16 protein-coding genes are annotated in these 16,414 nt (G+C 69.0%); 9 read left to right on the top strand and 7 right to left on the bottom strand.

Annotated features, from left to right (window positions below):
- Positions 1-805: ABC transporter permease (locus P3W75_RS28150; RefSeq protein WP_276230604.1), on the top strand; the 805-nt coding region annotated here is incomplete at its 5' end.
- Positions 805-1,581 carry an ABC transporter ATP-binding protein gene (locus P3W75_RS28145; RefSeq protein ID WP_276230603.1) on the top strand — a complete coding sequence of 259 codons (777 nt, stop codon included), beginning with the start codon at positions 805-807 and terminating at the stop codon, positions 1,579-1,581. The genes P3W75_RS28150 and P3W75_RS28145, both read left to right, overlap by 1 nt.
- A 3-nt stretch (positions 1,582-1,584) precedes the next feature.
- On the opposite strand, the gene P3W75_RS28140 is transcribed toward P3W75_RS28145, so the two are convergent.
- Together P3W75_RS28140 and P3W75_RS28135 are read right to left on the bottom strand one after the other, a co-directional pair.
- Positions 1,585-2,475: a TPM domain-containing protein gene (locus P3W75_RS28140; protein ID WP_430765419.1), complete on the bottom strand. Its 891-nt coding sequence runs from the start codon at positions 2,473-2,475 to the stop codon at positions 1,585-1,587.
- 2 nt (positions 2,476-2,477) lie between these two features.
- Positions 2,478-3,092 carry a LemA family protein gene (locus tag P3W75_RS28135; RefSeq protein WP_276230601.1) on the bottom strand — a complete coding sequence of 205 codons (615 nt, stop codon included), beginning with the start codon at positions 3,090-3,092 and terminating at the stop codon, positions 2,478-2,480.
- A gap of 154 nt (positions 3,093-3,246) precedes the next feature.
- Here P3W75_RS28135 and P3W75_RS28130 point away from each other — a divergent pair, with 154 nt between their 5' ends.
- The 3 genes from P3W75_RS28130 (at position 3,247) to P3W75_RS28120 (ending at position 5,164) form a co-directional block, all read left to right on the top strand.
- Positions 3,247-4,077, top strand: coding sequence for an EamA family transporter (locus P3W75_RS28130; RefSeq protein WP_276230600.1), 831 nt, complete (start codon positions 3,247-3,249; stop codon positions 4,075-4,077).
- A gap of 97 nt (positions 4,078-4,174) precedes the next feature.
- The gene (locus P3W75_RS28125) at positions 4,175-4,561 is read left to right on the top strand and encodes an MAPEG family protein (RefSeq protein WP_276230599.1); all 387 of its coding nucleotides are present in this window, start codon (positions 4,175-4,177) and stop codon (positions 4,559-4,561) included.
- Positions 4,562-4,705: 144 nt separating this feature from the next.
- The gene (locus P3W75_RS28120; RefSeq protein ID WP_276230598.1) at positions 4,706-5,164 is read left to right on the top strand and encodes a c-type cytochrome; all 459 of its coding nucleotides are present in this window, start codon (positions 4,706-4,708) and stop codon (positions 5,162-5,164) included.
- A gap of 58 nt (positions 5,165-5,222) precedes the next feature.
- Here P3W75_RS28120 and P3W75_RS28115 read toward each other — a convergent pair whose 3' ends face one another.
- Complete coding sequence (locus P3W75_RS28115) at positions 5,223-5,609, bottom strand: DUF1090 domain-containing protein (protein WP_276230597.1); 387 nt, start codon at positions 5,607-5,609, stop codon at positions 5,223-5,225.
- A gap of 150 nt (positions 5,610-5,759) precedes the next feature.
- Between P3W75_RS28115 and P3W75_RS28110 the strand changes: the two genes are divergently transcribed.
- A complete protein-coding gene (locus P3W75_RS28110; RefSeq protein ID WP_276230596.1) occupies positions 5,760-6,755 on the top strand; it encodes an alpha/beta hydrolase family esterase in 996 nt (331 codons plus the stop codon).
- Here P3W75_RS28110 and P3W75_RS28105 read toward each other — a convergent pair.
- Positions 6,734-7,477, bottom strand: a complete 744-nt coding sequence (locus P3W75_RS28105) for a metallophosphoesterase (protein ID WP_276230595.1) — start codon at positions 7,475-7,477, stop codon at positions 6,734-6,736. The genes P3W75_RS28110 and P3W75_RS28105 overlap by 22 nt on opposite strands.
- 177 nt (positions 7,478-7,654) lie before the next feature.
- Between P3W75_RS28105 and P3W75_RS28100 the strand changes: the two genes are divergently transcribed.
- Positions 7,655-8,956 carry a ferredoxin reductase family protein gene (locus P3W75_RS28100; RefSeq protein WP_276230594.1) on the top strand — a complete coding sequence of 434 codons (1,302 nt, stop codon included), beginning with the start codon at positions 7,655-7,657 and terminating at the stop codon, positions 8,954-8,956.
- A 4-nt stretch (positions 8,957-8,960) separates the two neighbouring features.
- Here P3W75_RS28100 and ligB read toward each other — a convergent pair whose 3' ends face one another.
- The 3 genes from ligB to P3W75_RS28085 form a co-directional block, all read right to left on the bottom strand.
- On the bottom strand, positions 8,961-10,625 hold the full coding sequence (ligB, locus tag P3W75_RS28095) for an NAD-dependent DNA ligase LigB (protein ID WP_276230593.1): 1,665 nt from the start codon (positions 10,623-10,625) through the stop codon (positions 8,961-8,963).
- Between the two features lie 182 nt (positions 10,626-10,807).
- Positions 10,808-11,998: a methionine adenosyltransferase gene (gene metK / locus P3W75_RS28090; RefSeq protein WP_276230592.1), complete on the bottom strand. Its 1,191-nt coding sequence runs from the start codon at positions 11,996-11,998 to the stop codon at positions 10,808-10,810.
- A gap of 17 nt (positions 11,999-12,015) precedes the next feature.
- The gene (locus P3W75_RS28085; protein WP_276230591.1) at positions 12,016-13,017 is read right to left on the bottom strand and encodes an ArsR/SmtB family transcription factor; all 1,002 of its coding nucleotides are present in this window, start codon (positions 13,015-13,017) and stop codon (positions 12,016-12,018) included.
- A gap of 242 nt (positions 13,018-13,259) precedes the next feature.
- Between P3W75_RS28085 and tkt the strand changes: the two genes are divergently transcribed.
- The gene (gene tkt / locus P3W75_RS28080) at positions 13,260-15,257 is read left to right on the top strand and encodes a transketolase (protein WP_276230590.1); all 1,998 of its coding nucleotides are present in this window, start codon (positions 13,260-13,262) and stop codon (positions 15,255-15,257) included.
- Positions 15,258-15,351: 94 nt separating this feature from the next.
- The gene (gene epd / locus P3W75_RS28075; protein WP_276230589.1) at positions 15,352-16,398 is read left to right on the top strand and encodes an erythrose-4-phosphate dehydrogenase; all 1,047 of its coding nucleotides are present in this window, start codon (positions 15,352-15,354) and stop codon (positions 16,396-16,398) included.
- Positions 16,399-16,414 lie beyond the last annotated feature (16 nt).

The raw sequence follows: 16,414 nt of genomic DNA, 5'->3' as shown, positions 1-16,414 counted from the left end.
GAACGCCCGTAAACCTTCCCCGCTGTTCGTCATCGGCAAGCCGCTGGCGCGCACCCACCTGTTGCTGATCGGCGGCGGCGTGTTCGTCCTGCTGGCCCTGGCCTGGTGGCTGGCCGGCGCCAGTGGCGCGGTGCCGAAGATCTTCCTGCCGGCCCCCGGCGACGTCTGGGCGCGCATGCTCAAGCTGGCCGCCGACGGCACCCTCTGGGCCGACCTCAAGGTCAGCGTCTACCGCATCCTGGTGGCCTTCGCGATTTCCTCGGCGATGTCCATCGTGATCGGCGTGTTCGCCGGCTGCTACGGCTTCTGGAAAGCCGCCACCGAACCGCTGGTGGACTTCGTGCGCTACATGCCGGTGGTGGCCTTCGTGCCGCTGAGCATCCTCTGGGCCGGCACCAGCGACTTCCAGAAATTCCTGATCATCTGGATCGGCACCTTCTTCCAGCAGGTGCTGATGGTGATGGACGCCATCAAGCGCGTGCCGGCGGACTTCATCGGTCTCGGCCGCACCCTGGGCATGCCGGATCGGCGCATCCTCCTGAAGATCGTCCTGCCCAGCGCCCTGCCGGGCATCTGGGACGCCCTGCGGATCAGCCTCGGCTGGGCCTGGACCTGGCTGGTGCTGGCCGAGCTGGTGGCCGCCACCTCTGGCCTGGGCTACCGCATCGTGGTCTCGCAGCGTTTCTTCCAGACCGACACCATCATCGGCTACATCCTGCTGCTCGGTCTGCTCGGGCTGGTCACCGACCAGGCCATGCGCGCCGCCGAGCGCGTCCTGTTCCGCTACAACCGGAGGCGCGGCTGATGGCCACCCTGGAAATCACCGGCCTGAACAAGAGCTTCGCGGTCGGCAAGGAGCGCCGCGAGGTGCTGCGCAACATCGACCTGACCCTGGCGGACAACGAGTTCGTCTCCATCGTCGGCACCTCCGGCTGCGGCAAGAGCACCCTGCTGTCGATCGCCGCCGGGCTGGAAGACTTCGACAGCGGCAGCGTCAAGGTCGACGGCGCGCCCATCACCGGCCCCGGCCTGGATCGCGGCGTGGTGTTCCAGGCCTACACCCTGCTGCCGTGGCTGACCGCGCGGGAGAACGTCGAGTTCGCCCTCAAGGCCGCCGGCCGTTCGCGCGCCGAATGCCGCGAGATCGCCGCCGAGCACCTGGCGCTGGTGAAGCTGGAGAAGTTCGCCGAGGCCTACCCCAGCGAGCTGTCCGGCGGCATGAAGCAGCGCGTGGCGATCGCCCGGGCGCTGTCCTACCGGCCGAAGATCCTGCTGATGGACGAACCCTTCGGCGCGCTGGACGCGATGACCCGGCACCAGATGCAGGAGCTGCTCACGCGCATCTGGGAAACCCACCGGCTGACGGTGATGTTCGTCACCCACGACGTCGAGGAGGCGGTCTACCTGTCCGACCGCATCGTGGTCATGGGCCTGGGGCCGGGGCGGATCAAGACCACCTTCGACGTCGGCCTGCCTCGCCCCCGCCGCGAGGAAATGGCCGGCAGCGCCGCGTTCATCGAGCTGCAGCGCCAGGTGCTGCGCTCGATTCGCGAGGAAGAGGCCGGCGCCGCCGTGCTCTGAGGCTCACCAGCGGCCGGAGGCCCCGCCACCGCCGCTGGAACCGCCGCCGCCGCTGAAGCCGCCACCGCCGCCGCCGAAGCCACCGCCGCGTCCGCCACCGAAACCGCCGCCACCGCCGCGGCCGCCGAAGGCCAGGAACAGGTAGACCATCAGCGCGAAGCCCACGCCGATGCCGCCGTTGACCAGGGCCTGGGCGGCGCCGCCGCCGAATGCCAGGCTGCCGACGCCGGCCAGCGCGCCGACCACCAGGCTGTACAGCAGCGAGCGCCCGACCTTGGCGCCGGGCGTGCGCCGCGCGCCGAAGAGATTGCCGAGCACCGGCACGCCGATGGTCAGCACGAACAGCCAGGCCAGCGGGTCGCCGGGTACGTCCGGCTGGCCGCCGTTGGCCGTGTGGCTGGGCTCCGGCAGCGCTTCGCCGTCGATCAGTTTCTCCAGGCTGTCGACCCCGGCCTGCACGCCGCCGGCGAAGTCGCCCTGCTGGAAGCGCGGCACCATCTGCTCGCGGATGATGCGCCCGGCCAGGGCGTCGGTGACCGCGCCCTCCAGGCCGTAGCCGACCTCGATGCGCAAGGCGCGGTCGTCCTTGGCCACCACCAGCAGCGCGCCGTCGTCGACGCCCTTGCGGCCCAGCTTCCACTGCTCGAAGGCGCGTACCGCGTACTGCTCGATGCTGTCCTCGCCGGTGCTGGGGATCATCAGCACCGCCAGCTGTGCGCCCTTGCGTTGCTCCAGCGCGGCCAGTTGCTGTTCCAGCTGGCCGCGCTGCTGGGCGTCGAGGGTGCCGGTGAGGTCGGTGACGCGGGCGCTCAGCGCCGGGATGGCGGTCGGCTCGGCCTGCGCCACGGCGCCCCAGCCGCAGAGCAGCAGGAGCGCCAGCAGCCAGCCGCGCATGGTCATTGCGCCGGTTGCGGCTGCGCGGTGCCGAAGTCGACCTTGGGCGCGGTGGAAATGGCCGCCTCGTTTTCCACGCTGAAGTTGGCCTTGGGCTGGTAGCCGAAGATCTTCGCGGTGATCACCTGCGGGAACTGGCGGATCATCACGTTGTATTCCTGCACCGCCTTCACGTAGCGGCCGCGCGCCACGGTAATGCGGTTCTCGGTGCCTTCGAGCTGGGTCAGCAGGTCCTTGAACAGGCCGTCAGCCTTGAGCTGCGGGTAGTTCTCGGTCACCACCAGCAGCCGCGAGAGCGCCGAACTCAGCTCGCCCTGGGCCTGCTGGAAGCGCTTCACCGCCGCCTCGTCGCCGAGCTGGTCGGCGTTCAGCGTGGTGCTGCCGACCCGGGCGCGGGCCTCGGTCACCTGGGTGAGCACCGCGGCCTCGTGGGCGGCGTAGCCTTTCACCGTGTTGACCAGGTTGGGCACCAGGTCAGCGCGGCGCTGGTACTGGTTGAGCACTTCCGACCAGGCCGCCTTGACCTGTTCGTCGCCGGCCTGCATGGCGTTGTAGCCGCAGCCGGTGAGCAGGGAGACGAGGAGGTAGCCGGTCAGGAACTTGAGCAGACGGGTCATGGCGAGGGCTCTGGCAGTCGCGAAAACCCCAGTCTAGACCAGCGCCATGCGGGTGTGCGGCGTTTTCAGGGGCGCCTGCCCTGCGACGGGGCTTCCGGGGCGTCACGCCGGGGCGGTAGAATCGCAACTGGTCTATACCAGAAGGTATCCCCTCGTGTTCGCCACCACCCTGGTGCTGCTCGCCGCCGTGCTTCACGCGGCCTGGAACACCCTCGTCAAATTCAGCGCCGACCGCCTGCTGGTGGTGGCCTGCATGGACCTCGTCGGCCTGCTCGTGGGGCTGGCGCTGCTGCCGTGGATCAGCCTGCCGCCGGCCGAGGTCTGGCCCTGGCTGGGCAGCGCCGTGGCCTTGCAGCTGGTCTACCGGGTGCTGCTGATCCAGGCCTACAAGGTCGGCGACCTGGGCCTGGTCTACCCGCTGATGCGCGGCCTGTCGCCGCTGGTGGTGCTGGGGCTGACCCTGCTGGTCGGTGGCGAGCAGCTCAGCGACCGCCAGGTGCTCGGCATCCTGCTGATCCCGCTGGGCATGCTGTTCCTGCTCAAGGGCGGCGGCGGCTCGCGGCTACCCTGGATCGCCTTTCCCATCGTGCTGCTGATGGGCCTGTGCATCGGCAGCTACACCTGGACCGACGGCCACGCCCTGAAGCGCTGGCCGCAGCCGCTGGACTACCTGGTGTGGCTGACCCTGCTTTCCGGCGTGCCTTTCCCGCTGCTCGCCGTGAGCACCCGCACCCGCGCCTTCGCGCGCTTCTGGCAGACCCAGTGGAAGCTCGGCCTGAGCGTCGGCGTCTGCGTGATGGCCAGCTATGGCCTGGTGCTCTGGGCCATGCAGCTGGGCTCGGTGGCCGAGGCCGCGGCGCTGCGCGAAATCAGCGTGGTGCTGGTGGTGCTGTTCGGCATGCGCTTCCTCAAGGAGCCCTTCGGCCTGCCGCGCCTGCTGGCCTGCAGCCTGGTGCTGGCGGGCATGCTGGTGATGAAGTTGTGAGATTGGCCGCACGGGCGCCACTTCGCGCCTGGCGGCCAAGGACGCTGGCCTATGCTTGGCGCACCTTGTCCCTTCCCTGACCGTCGAGACCCCATCCATGTCCATCGCCTTCTGGTGCATTCTCGTTGCTCTGTTCCTGCCCTACCTGGGCACCGGCGTCGCCAAGTTCACCGGCGGCGGCTTCGGCCCCCGGCAGAACCACGACCCGCGCAGCTTCCTCGCCTCGCTGGAGGGCTACCGCAAGCGCGCCAACGCTTTCCAGCTGAACAGCTTCGAAGTCACCCCGGCCTTCGCCATCGCGGTGCTGGTGGCCTATGTGGTGGGTAACGCGGAGCCGTCGACCATCGATACCCTGGCCATCGCCTGGGTCACCAGCCGCCTGCTCTACCTGATCTTCTACCTCGCCGACCTGGCCCTGCTGCGCTCGCTGGTGTGGTTCGTCGGCATGGCGCTGATCGCCGCGTTCTTCGTGGTCTCTGCGTAGACGCTTGCTGAACGGCGGCTGAACGGCGCGCGGATCGCTGCGGCGGATGGCCGCAGCGGGCCCGCCGGGCTCTGGATCAATGGCTGGCGGCGGCGGATAATCCGCCGCTCCCGTGTCTGGCCCGTCCCCATAAGAGTCCGCTCGATGAAGCTGAAGACCCTGTTCGTTCTGCTGCTGGCTGGCGCCGCCCTGGCCGGCTGTCACCGCCTCGATCCGAATTCCCCGCTGGCCAAGCGCCAGGCGATCTTCAAGCAGATGCTGCACGCCAGCGAAGACATGGGCGGCATGCTGCGCGGCCGCGTCGTCTTCGACGCCGACAAGTTCCGCGCCGACTCGCTGAAGCTCAACGAGCTGGCCGGCCAGCCCTGGCAGTACTTCCCCACCAGCAAGCCGACCGACGAAGGCGGCGACAGCCGCGCGAAGGACGAGCTGTGGCAGCGCCAACTGGAGTTCCAGGCCGACGCCAAGACCTTCCAGCAGGCCGCCGCGGCGCTGGAGGCCAACACCCGCCAGACCCCGCCGACCGCCGAAGGCGTGCGCAAGGACCTGGCCGCGGTGGAAGACGCCTGTGAGGCCTGCCACAAGAAATTCCGCGCGCTCTGACGCCCGCCCCGCTTTCGTAGGAGCGAGCAAGCTCGCTCCTACAGGTAGCCCGCGCTGCTCATTCCTCCAACTCGCGCTTGGCCTGATCCAGCTCCGCGCGCGCCTCGGCCAGCTTGGCCTTGCGCTTCTCGATCTTTTCCGCGTCGCCCTTGCTCATGGCCTTGCGCAGGTCGTTCTCGCGGGTACTCACCTCGCGCTCGGCGTCGATCACGCGCTGGGTGCGCTGCTTGGCCAGGTTGCCGTCGGTGCAATGCGCGCGGGTCTGTTCCAGGGCGGTTTCCAGGCCGGACACGGCGCCGCTGTTGCCGTGGGCGCGGGCCTCGGCGAGTTTGGCTTCGATGGCTGCCTGCTTGGCGGCACAGCCGGTCAGGGGTTGCGCCTGCTCGGCGGCGAGGGCGCTGCCGGTCAGCAGAAGGGCGGCGCTGAGGAAAATGGGTCGGAACATTCTCGGGTCCTGCGTTACCAAATGGGATATCGACGCTGGCGAACGTCTAGAGTTTGCCATTAAGCGTACCGCCGCGAATTGCTCCGTGACAGTGCGCGGGCTGGTCCGATCCGTTTAGCGCGCTCCGTCCGACGGGGCGGGGGAGGCTGGATGCGTATCGCGATTCGTATTCTGCAGGCGCTGATCTTCCTGCTGCTGGCGGCGCTGCTGTGGGGGGGCTGGTACCTGCTGCCCGGCGAGCAGCTGCGCCCGCCGATGCTCAGCGGGGTCAGCGAGGACAGTTCGCTGCGCGCCGGCGGCATGCGCCGTGGCTACCTGCTCTATGTGCCGCAGAAGCTGGCGGCGAACCCGGCGCTGCTGGTGGTGCTGCATGCTTCGCGCGGCAACGGCCAGGCGATGCGCCGCGACAGTGGCTTCGGCTTCGACGCCCTGGCCGAGCGCGACGGCTTCCTGGTGCTCTACCCGGACGGCTTCGAAGGCCACTGGAACGATTGCCGCAAAGCCGCCAGCTACAGCGCGCGGGCCCGCAACATCGACGACGTGGCCTTCCTCGGGCGGCTGATCCGGCGCATCCAGCGCGAGCGCCAGGTCGACCCGCAGCGGGTGTTCATCGCCGGCTATTCCAATGGCGGGCAGATGGCCCTGCGCATGGCGGCCGAGTCGAAGCTGCCGCTGGCCGGCATCGCGGTGGTCGCGGCCAGCCTGCCGAGCGCCGACAACTACGCCTGCGCCGAGCAACAGCGCGGCGTGGCGGCGCTGTTGATGAACGGCACGCGCGACCCGATCAACCCCTACCTCGGTGGCCGGGTCAAGCTGTTCGGCTTCGGCGACCGTGGCCAGGTGCTCTCCAGCGAGGCCTCGGCCGGCGAGCTGGCGCGGCGCAATGGAATCGCCGGCGAGGCGCGACGCGAGCCGCTGACGCGGCCGGGACCGATCTGGTCGGAGCGCCGGCAGTGGCAAGGTGACGGAGCGCCGCCGGTGGAACTGGTCACCGTCCACGGCGGCGGCCATCTGCTGTCGCAGCCTGGCTATCGGCCGCCGCGCCTGCTCGGTGCGGCCGACCCGGAGCTGGACGGGCCGGCGGAGATCTGGCGTTTCTTCAGCGCCCTGCAGGCCCCGGCGACTCAGACATCCACGGTGCCGTAGGGGTCGAAGCCGCCCCGTTCGCCCGGATAGCCGCCCGGGTTGGCCACCACCCGGGCGGTGCCGATGCGGTAGTCGAGGGCATCGTGCACGTGACCGTGGATCCACAGGTCGCAACGTTCCACCAGCGCATCCAGGTTCGAGGCGAAGGCCGGTGACAGGCTGTCGCCGACGTACTGCGGCGGAATCGAGCGGGCGCTGGGCGCGTGGTGGGTGACCACCACCGTCGGCCCGGCGAAGGGTTCGTCGAGCTGCTCCGCCAGCCATTGGCTCGACGCGCGGCACAGTTCCTGGCAGTGCGCCGGGGTGAAGGGCGCGGTGAACCAGTCGATGCAGCTGAAGTCCGGCATCAGGCGTCGCGCGCGCTGCAGGGTCAGCTCCAGGTTGGCGTCGCCGTAGAGCTGGAAGTCGGTCCACAGAGTGGCGCCGAGGATGCGCACGCCGTCGAGCACCAGCGCGTCGTTCTCCAGGAAATGGATGTCCAGGGCGCGCGCCAGGTTGCGCATGGCCTGGGTCAGCTCGGGCAGGTCGGCGTTGTAGAACTCGTGATTGCCGGCGACGTAGACCAACGGCGTGTCGGGGAAGGCTTCGCGGGCCCAGTGCAGCCCCTGGAGGTGTTCATGGATGTCGCCAGCCAGCACCACCAGGTCGGCTTCGACCTCGGGCAGCTCGCGGCGACCGCCGAAGTGTTCGTGGTGCAGGTCGGAAAGGACGCGGATGCGCATGGCGGTTCGGGCTCCCTTTTGGCCCCGGCATTGTGCGTCAGCCCTGGCAAGCTTGCCCAGCGCTTGACCTGAGTCATGGCAAGGCCAGCGATCTGAATAATCCCACAAGGTATTCAGGGATAATTAAGCGGAAGCCCCCAGCTTCACGATCGAGACACTGAATGTCCGGGAGGCCGCATGAAACTCGTTTGGATTGTCCTGGCCGCCGTTCTGGCGACCTTCGGCTTGGCGCTGGTCCTCGATCCGCCAGCCACGTTCGACATCTGGGTGCTGCGCAAGCAGGCGATCCTGCTCACCGGCGTGGCCGCCTTCGCCCTGATGTCACTGATCATGCTCCTGGCGGTACGCCCGGTATGGCTGGAGCGGCCGCTGGGCGGGCTCGACCGCATGTATCGCGCGCACAAGTGGGCGGGCATCCTGGCCATCAGCCTGGGCCTGCTGCACTACCTGCTGGAGCTGGGCGGGCCGTTGCTCGCCGAGTTCATCGCCAAGCCGGCGAAAGGGCCGCGGGTGGAGACCTTCCTCGACGTCTTCCGCGGCTCGGCCAAGGAGCTGGGTGAGTGGTCGGCCTGGCTGCTGGCGGCGATGCTGGTGCTGACCCTTTGGCAACGTTTCCCCTATCGCGTGTGGCGCTACGTGCACAAGACGCTGGCGCTGGTCTACCTGGTGCTGGCCTTCCATGCCGTGGTGCTGGCCCCGGCCGGTTACTGGACGCAGCCGGTCGGCTGGCTGGTGGCGCTGTGCGCGGCGCTGGGTTCGGCCTGCGCGCTGATCGCCCTGAGCGGGCGCATCGGCCGGCGGCGCACGCACCGGGGCGTGGTGGTTGCGGTGGCGCGCCCGGACGAGCGCCTGCTGGAAGTCACCTGCCGCCTCGACCGCGCCTGGACGCACAAGGCCGGGCAGTTCGCCTTCCTCACCTGCGAGCGCCTGGAGGGCCAGCACCCGTTCACCATTTCCAGCGCCGATCGCGGCAACGGCGAAGTGCGCTTCAGCATCAAGGCGCTGGGCGACTACACGCGGCGCCTGCAAACCAGCCTGGCGGTCGGCGACCCGGTGAAGGTCGAGGGCCCCTACGGCTGCTTTGACTTCCGCCGGGGTGGCGGGCGCCAGGTGTGGATCGCCGGCGGCATCGGCATCACGCCCTTCCTGGCCTGGCTGGAAGCACTGCAGCGGCATCCGGCCGACGCGCCCGAGGTGGAACTGCACTACTGCGTGCGCAGCCCGGCGGACGCCATCTACGCCGGCCACCTGCGCGATCTGTGCGATGCCCTGCCGAGCGTGACGCTCAAGGTCCACTACAGCGCCGAGGAAGGCTACCTGCGCGGCGACGACCTGGGCATGGCCCCGGACGCCCGTGGCCGCTGGCCGAGCCTGTGGTTCTGCGGCCCGCAGGGCCTGGCCGACCTGCTGCGCCGCGACCTCGGCCGGCGCGGCATGCCTTCGGGCAACTTCCACCAGGAAGCCTTCCGCATGCGCTGAGGGCTCAGAAGCCCTCGATGCCGGCGGCGCCGAGTTGAGAGCCCAGGCGCCGCACCTCGGCGTCGCTGAAGAAGGCTTCAAGCTGTCGGGCGCGGCTCGGGCCGATTCCCGGTAGCTGACGCCAGTCGATGGCGCGCCGGGCGCTCAGTTCGGCCCAGCGCTCGTTGGCCGGAAAGCTGTCGGCGTAAGGCGTGCCAAGGGCGCTTAGCCAGTGCGCGAAAGGGCGCGTCCGGGCCAGTCGGAACTGCTCGTGCAACGCGTCGGCGCTGCGTTCGGCGAAGCCGGGCAGACGGCGCAGGTCGTCCGCCGGTAATTCCAGCCAGTCCAGCAGACCTTCCAGCCGCCGCGCCTCAAGCAGGGTTCGCCACACGCCCGGACCGACGCCACGCAGCGCCAGGCCCTGGTCGCCGCCCAGCCAGGCGAGGCGGGCGAGGAACTGTTCCTCGCAACCGGGCGTGGCCCGCCAGCAACTGAGCGGGTGATGAAGTCCTGCGGCTGGCGCCTGCACCACGAGGCGTTGTGGCGAGCGCCAGACCACACCTTCCACCCGCGGGATGGTCAGGCCGGCGAGGGCGACGGCCACCTGGTCGCCGGGGCGGATGTCCAGCTCGCGCCAGCGTTGCAGCGAACCCAGGCCAACCTGGGCGATGCGCCGCTCGTCCAGTTCCACCGGCCGCAGTTGCAGGACCGGCGTCACCCGGCCGGTGCGGCCGACGCGGAAGTCCACCGCGCGTACCTCGGCCAGCGCCTGCCGGTAGGGGTATTTCCAGGCCAGCGCCCAACTGGCGCCGCCGGCCTGCCAGGCATGGGGCGGCGGTCGGCGACCCTGGCGGATGACAATGCCGTCGGTGGCGAAGGGCAGGGCGCTGCGATACCAGTGTTCGCGAAGCCGGCGGACATCCTCGAAGCCGCGCGCCGCCTGGGTCAGCTCGACGCTGTCGACGAAGCCCAGTTCGCGCAGGCGTTGCAGGCGCCCCGGCATGTCCCGTGGGCCGTCGGGCAGCTCCCAGACGAACAGGCCCACTTGCGCGGCGTCCGCGCCGGGGTCGTCGCGCGCCATTACCCCGGCCACCTTGCCGCGCGCGCCCAGGCCGCCGCGCTGCGCCTGCACGTGGCCCGGCAGGCGCCAGTACAGCTCGCCCTGCAGGACCACCCGGCCGGCGTCCGCCAGGCGCCGGGGAATGCCGGGCAGGCGGCGGGCGTTGCGCGTCCAGTCCTGGCCGTTCAGGCCGTTGCCACGGCTGATCGCCTGGCGCAACGCGCCGGCTTCGTAGATCAGGGTGACGGCGACGCCATCGACCTTGGGTTGTACCCACAGGTCGTCGCGGCCGGCCAGCCAACGGCGCGCCGCCTCGCTGTCGGCGGCCTTGTCCAGGCCGGTATGGGCCTGGGGATGACGCAGCTGGCCGGCGGCACCGCGCAGTGGATCGGCTGGCGCCTCGGCGAGCTGTGGATAACACCCTTGCCACTCCCCGAGGCGCTGCCGGGCCTGGTCGTAGAGTTCGTCGGCGAGCGGGCTTTCGCCGCGCAGGTGGTAGGCCTGGTCCCAGGCTTCCAGTTGCTGGCGCAGGCCCAGCAGTTCTTCGCGGGCGCGTTGTTCGGGCCAGTCGGGGCAGGCCGTGGCGAGGGCGGGGAGCAGCAACAGGGCTGCGGCGAGCGAGGCGTGCATCGGCGGGCTTCCTTGCGCCTGAAGGGGGTTCCAGGCTAGGTGCGCCGAGACGATGAAGGGGCCGGCCCGGGTGTGGGAGGCTTCCGGAATGGCCGAATCGTCGATTGAATAGCCGTTCGTGGTTATCCGCCCCACGAAAAGAAAAAGCCCCGCAGGTGCGGGGCTTTTTCGTCGGGCGGACCTTACAGGCCGGCGGCGTCACGCAGGGCGGCGGCCTTGTCGGTGCGCTCCCAGGTGAAGGCGGTGAAGGTGTCGCCGTCGTAGGTCAGCTCGAACGGGTTGCGGCCGAAGTGACCGTAGGCCGCGGTGGGCTGGTACATCGGGTGCAGCAGGTCGAGCATCTTGGTGATGGCGTACGGGCGCAGGTCGAAGTGCTCGCGAACCAGCTGGATGATCTTGTCATCGCTGATCTTGCCGGTGCCGAAGGTGTTGATCGAGATGGAGGTCGGCTGGGCCACGCCGATGGCGTAGGACACCTGGATCTCGCAACGCTCGGCCAGGCCCGCGGCGACGATGTTCTTGGCCACGTAGCGGCCGGCGTAGGCGGCGGAACGGTCGACCTTGGACGGGTCCTTGCCGGAGAAGGCGCCGCCGCCGTGACGGGCCATGCCGCCGTAGGAGTCGACGATGATCTTGCGCCCGGTCAGGCCGCAGTCGCCCACCGGGCCACCGATGACGAAGTTGCCGGTCGGGTTGATGTGGAACTGGGTGTCCTTGTGCAGCAGCTCGGCCGGCAGCACCTGCTTGATGATCAGCTCCATCACGCCTTCACGCAGGTCCTTGTAGGACACTTCCGGGTTGTGCTGGGTGGACAGCACGATGGCGTCGATGCCGACCACCTTGCCACCTTCGTAGCGGCAGGTGACCTGGGACTTGGCGTCCGGGCGCAGCCACGGCAGCAGGCCGGACTTGCGCGCTTCGGCCTGGCGCTCGACCAGGCGGTGGGAGAAGCAGATCGGCGCCGGCATCAGCACGTCGGTTTCGTTGCTGGCGTAGCCGAACATCAGGCCCTGGTCGCCGGCGCCCTGGTCTTCCGGCTTGGCGCGGTCGACGCCCTGGTTGATGTCCACGGACTGCTTGCCGATGATGTTCAGCACGCCGCAGGTGGCGCCGTCGAAGCCGACGTCGGAGCTGTTGTAGCCGATGTCGATGATGACCTTGCGCACCAGCTCTTCCAGGTCGACCCAGGCGGAGGTGGTGACTTCACCGGCGATGATCGCGACGCCGGTCTTCACCAGGGTCTCGCAGGCCACGCGGGCGTATTTGTCCTTGGCGATGATGGCGTCCAGCACCGCATCGGAGATCTGGTCGGCGATCTTGTCGGGATGGCCTTCGGATACGGATTCGGAGGTGAAAACAGAGTATTCGCTCATCTAACGGTTCCCATTCTTTACCGGTGGGTGAGGACGCTTCGCGAATCCGGCTTGGCGAAATGCCGCACCTGGATCTGAAAGCCATTTCGTAAACCAATGTACAAACTTTCGCCGGGAGCGAGCCCCGCGGCGTCGGCCCAACGGGCCAGGTCTTCCTGTTCGAACCCCAGCCAGAGATCCCCGCAGGCTTCGCGGGCCCAACTCTGGTCGTGGCTGCACAGTTCGGTCACCAGCAGGCTGCCGCCGTCCTTCACCAGGCGCGCCAGCTGGCGCATGGCCTCGGCCGGCGCGGCGAAATGGTGCAGGACCATGTTCAGCACCACGCAGTCGGCCGCTTCGGCGGCGTCCTGCAGGGCGTCGCCAAGGTCCAGGCGGACGTTCGTCAGCCCGGCTTCCAGGCAGCGCCGGCGGGCCAGGTCGAGCATGGCCACGCTGTTGTCCAGCGCGGTCACCCGCGCGAAACGCCGGGCCAGCTCGGGGAGGAATCCACCGTCGCCGGGGCCGACTTCCAGCGCCGTGGCGCCGGGGGCGAAACTCAGCGCGTCGAGCAGTGCCAGCACGCTCTCGCGGTATTGCGGCAGTCCCGCGATCAGGTCCTGCGTGGCCTGGAACTTCTCCGCGCTGCGCGCGAAGTAGTCGCGGCTGACGGTGGCGCGCTGGGCGTGCACCGCGTCGACGCGGGCGGCGACCTCGACCGGCAGGTCCAGCTCGTCCACTTCCGCCAGCAGCGCGCCGTGCAACTGGCCGCCCAGGCTGTCGGCCTGGGGCAGGGCGCGGCGGTAGAAGATCGCGTTGCCTTCGCGGCGGGTCGCCACCAGCCCGGCCTGGGCCAGCACCTTGAGGTGGTGGCTCATGCCCGACTGACGAATGGCGAAGATCTGTGCCAGCTCCAGCACGCCGAACGAATCGTTCGCCAGCACCCGCAGCACGTTCAGCCGCAGCGGGTCGCCGCCGGCCTTGCACAGGGCGGCCAGCTCGTCGCAGGCGTCGTGGCGGATCTGGGGCAGGCGCAGGTTCATAGGTGGCCGAGTCTAGACATTGCGTCCGGAGCCGGCAACAGCTGTATCAAAAAGTTTTGATATTGCCCGACGGATAGCCTCCGCCACGGACGCCACCGCTTGCCCGCCCGGGTGCCGGGGAATCGCGCTCGCGCCTGCAGCTTGTCGATCGTCATTGCCCCGCGGTGGCCGGCTGGGCGAAAATGGTCGCCTTTTTTCATCCCCTTCGTTCATTCGAAGCAGCCCCCGCAGGAGATTCAGCGATGCCCAGCCGTCGTGAGCGAGCCAATGCCATCCGTGCACTGAGCATGGATGCCGTGCAGAAAGCCAACAGCGGCCACCCCGGCGCCCCCATGGGGATGGCGGACATCGCCGAAGTGCTGTGGCGCGACTACCTGAAGCACAACCCGAGCAACCCGCAGTGGGCCGACCGCGACCGCTTCGTGCTGTCCAACGGCCACGGCTCGATGCTGATCTACTCGCTGCTGCACCTGACCGGCTACGACCTGGGCATCGAGGACCTGAAGAACTTCCGCCAGCTGAACTCGCGCACCCCGGGCCACCCGGAGTACGGCTACACCGCCGGCGTCGAGACCACCACCGGCCCGCTCGGCCAGGGCATCGCCAACGCCGTGGGCATGGCCCTGGCGGAGAAGGTGCTGGCCGCGCAGTTCAACCGCGAAGGTCACGCCGTGGTCGACCACTTCACCTACGCTTTCCTCGGTGATGGCTGCATGATGGAAGGCATTTCCCACGAAGTCGCCTCCCTGGCCGGCACCCTGCGCCTGAACAAGCTGATCGCCTTCTACGACGACAACGGCATCTCCATCGACGGCGAAGTCCACGGCTGGTTCACCGACGACACCCCGAAGCGCTTCGAAGCCTACGGCTGGCAGGTGATCCGCAACGTCGACGGGCATGACGCCGACGAGATCAAGACCGCCATCGACACCGCGCGCAAGAGCGACGCGCCGACCCTGATCTGCTGCAAGACCATCATCGGCTTCGGCTCGCCGAACAAGCAGGGCAAGGAAGAGAGCCACGGCGCTGCCCTGGGCGTCGACGAAGTGGCCGCCACCCGCGCCGCGCTGGGCTGGAAGCACGCACCCTTCGAAATCCCCGCCGACATCTACGCCGAGTGGAGCGCCAAGGAAACCGGCGCCAGCCGCGAGGCCGAGTGGAACAAGCGCTTCGCCGCCTACGAGGCCGCCCACCCGCAACTGGCCGCCGAGTTCAAGCGCCGCGTCGCCGGCGAGCTGCCGGCCGACTTCGCCGAGAAGGCCGCCGCCTATGTCGCCGACGTCGTCGCCAAGGGCGAGACCATCGCCAGCCGCAAGGCCAGCCAGAACACGCTGAACGCCTTCGGCCCGCTGCTGCCGGAACTGCTGGGTGGCTCCGCCGACCTGGCCGGTTCCAACCTGACCCTGTGGAAGGGCTGCAAGGGCGTGACCCCGGAGGACGCCTCGGGCAACTACGTGTTCTACGGCGTGCGCGAGTTCGGCATGAGCGCCATCATGAACGGCGTGGCCCTGCACGGCGGTTTCATCCCCTACGGCGCGACCTTCCTGATCTTCATGGAATACGCTCGCAACGCGGTGCGCATGTCCGCCCTGATGAAGCAACGCGTGCTCTACGTGTTCACCCATGACTCCATCGGCCTGGGCGAGGACGGTCCGACCCACCAGCCGATCGAGCAGCTGGCCAGCCTGCGCCTGACCCCGAACCTGGACACCTGGCGCCCGGCCGACGCGGTCGAGTCGGCGATTGCCTGGAAGTACTCGATCGAACGCAACGACGGCCCGTCGGCGCTGATCTTCAGCCGCCAGAACCTGCCGCACCAGGCGCGCGACGCCGAGCAGCTGGCCAACGTCGCCCGTGGCGGCTACGTGCTCAAGGACTGCGCCGGCGAGCCGGAACTGATCCTGATCGCCACCGGCTCGGAAGTCGGCCTGGCCGTGCAGGCCTACGACAAGCTGAGCGCCGAAGGCCGCCAGGTGCGCGTGGTTTCCATGCCGTCCACCAGCGTCTTCGAGCAGCAGGACGCCGGCTACAAGCAGAGCGTGCTGCCGGTGCAGGTCGGCGCGCGTATCGCCATCGAAGCCGCCCACGCCGACTACTGGTACAAGTATGTGGGCCTGGAAGGCCGCGTGATCGGCATGACCACCTTCGGCGAGTCGGCCCCGGCCCCGGCGCTGTTCGAGCACTTCGGCTTCACCGTCGACAACGTGCTGGAAGTGGCCGCCGAGCTGCTCGACGCCTGAACAGGCTCTTCGTAGGAGCGAGCTTGCTCGCGAACATTCGGGTTCGCTTCGCGAGCAAGCTCGCTCCTGCATGGTCCGGCTCCAAGGGATAACAATGTCCAAGCGCCCTTACCGTGTCGCCCTCAATGGCTATGGCCGCATTGGCCGTTGCGTGTTCCGTGCCCTCCACGAGCGCGGTGCCAGCGCCGGCTTTTCCATCGTCGCGCTGAACGATTTGGCCGACCTGCCGAGCCTGGAATACCTGACCCGTTTCGACTCCACCCACGGCCGCTTCCCCGGCGAGGTGAGCGTGGCCGATGGCTGCCTGCACGTCGGCGGCGACTGCGTGAAGGTGCTGCGCCAGGCCGAGCCCGAGGCGATCGACTGGGCGGCGCTGGACATCGACCTGGTGCTGGAATGCTCCGGGGTCTACCACAGCCGTGCCGATGGCGAGCGCTTCCTCGCCGCCGGCGCGCCGCGCGTGCTGTTCTCGCAGCCGATGGCCAGCGAGGCGGACATCGACGCCACCGTGGTCTTCGGCATCAACCAGCAGCAGCTCAGTGGCGCCGAGAGGCTGGTCTCTAACGCCTCCTGCACCACCAACTGCAGCGTGCCGCTGCTCAAGCTGCTGAACGAGGCGGTGGGCATCGAGTACGTGTCGATCACCACCATCCACTCGGCGATGAACGACCAGCCGGTGATCGACGCCTACCACCACGAGGACCTGCGCCGCACGCGCTCGGCCTTCCAGTCGGTGATTCCGGTTTCCACGGGGCTCGCGCGCGGTATCGAACGCCTGCTGCCGGAACTTGCCGGGCGCATCCAGGCCAAAGCCATTCGGGTGCCGACGGTGAACGTCTCGGCGCTGGATATCACCCTGCAGGTTTCCCGCGACACCACCGCCACGGAAATCAACCGGGTGCTGCGCGAGGCCGCCACCAGCGGGCCGCTGAAAGGTCTGCTGGATTACACCGAATTGCCCCACGCCAGTTGTGATTTCAACCATGACCCGCACTCGGCGATAGTCGACGGCAGCCAGACCCGGGTTTCCGGCCCGCGCCTGGTGAACCTGCTGGCCTGGTTCGACAACGAGTGGGGCTTCGCCAACCGTATGCTCGACACCGCGGGGCATTTCCTGCGGGTCGCCGCCAGTGAACGTTAAACAAACAGCCCAGACA

Source organism: Pseudomonas citronellolis (assembly GCF_029335315.1).
In the GTDB taxonomy this organism is placed as follows: domain Bacteria; phylum Pseudomonadota; class Gammaproteobacteria; order Pseudomonadales; family Pseudomonadaceae; genus Pseudomonas; species Pseudomonas citronellolis_A.
Note: the sequence above shows the minus strand (reverse complement) of the source record. Positions and strands in the feature narration are given on the sequence as shown.

Bases quoted from the DNA above. Each gene is read 5' to 3' on its own strand.
- tkt (WP_276230590.1), top strand. From the start codon at position 13,260: ATGCCCAGCCGTCGTGAGCGAGCCAATGCCATCCGTGCACTGAGCATG.
- P3W75_RS28085 (WP_276230591.1), bottom strand. From the start codon at position 13,017: ATGAACCTGCGCCTGCCCCAGATCCGCCACGACGCCTGCGACGAGCTG.
- ligB (WP_276230593.1), bottom strand. From the start codon at position 10,625: ATGCACGCCTCGCTCGCCGCAGCCCTGTTGCTGCTCCCCGCCCTCGCC.
- P3W75_RS28135 (WP_276230601.1), bottom strand. From the start codon at position 3,092: ATGACCCGTCTGCTCAAGTTCCTGACCGGCTACCTCCTCGTCTCCCTG.
- P3W75_RS28140 (WP_430765419.1), bottom strand. From the start codon at position 2,475: ATGCGCGGCTGGCTGCTGGCGCTCCTGCTGCTCTGCGGCTGGGGCGCC.
- P3W75_RS28100 (WP_276230594.1), top strand. From the start codon at position 7,655: ATGAAACTCGTTTGGATTGTCCTGGCCGCCGTTCTGGCGACCTTCGGC.
- epd (WP_276230589.1), top strand. From the start codon at position 15,352: ATGTCCAAGCGCCCTTACCGTGTCGCCCTCAATGGCTATGGCCGCATT.
- P3W75_RS28115 (WP_276230597.1), bottom strand. From the start codon at position 5,609: ATGTTCCGACCCATTTTCCTCAGCGCCGCCCTTCTGCTGACCGGCAGC.
- metK (WP_276230592.1), bottom strand. From the start codon at position 11,998: ATGAGCGAATACTCTGTTTTCACCTCCGAATCCGTATCCGAAGGCCAT.
- P3W75_RS28110 (WP_276230596.1), top strand. From the start codon at position 5,760: ATGCGTATCGCGATTCGTATTCTGCAGGCGCTGATCTTCCTGCTGCTG.
- P3W75_RS28120 (WP_276230598.1), top strand. From the start codon at position 4,706: ATGAAGCTGAAGACCCTGTTCGTTCTGCTGCTGGCTGGCGCCGCCCTG.
- P3W75_RS28145 (WP_276230603.1), top strand. From the start codon at position 805: ATGGCCACCCTGGAAATCACCGGCCTGAACAAGAGCTTCGCGGTCGGC.
- P3W75_RS28105 (WP_276230595.1), bottom strand. From the start codon at position 7,477: ATGCGCATCCGCGTCCTTTCCGACCTGCACCACGAACACTTCGGCGGT.
- P3W75_RS28125 (WP_276230599.1), top strand. From the start codon at position 4,175: ATGTCCATCGCCTTCTGGTGCATTCTCGTTGCTCTGTTCCTGCCCTAC.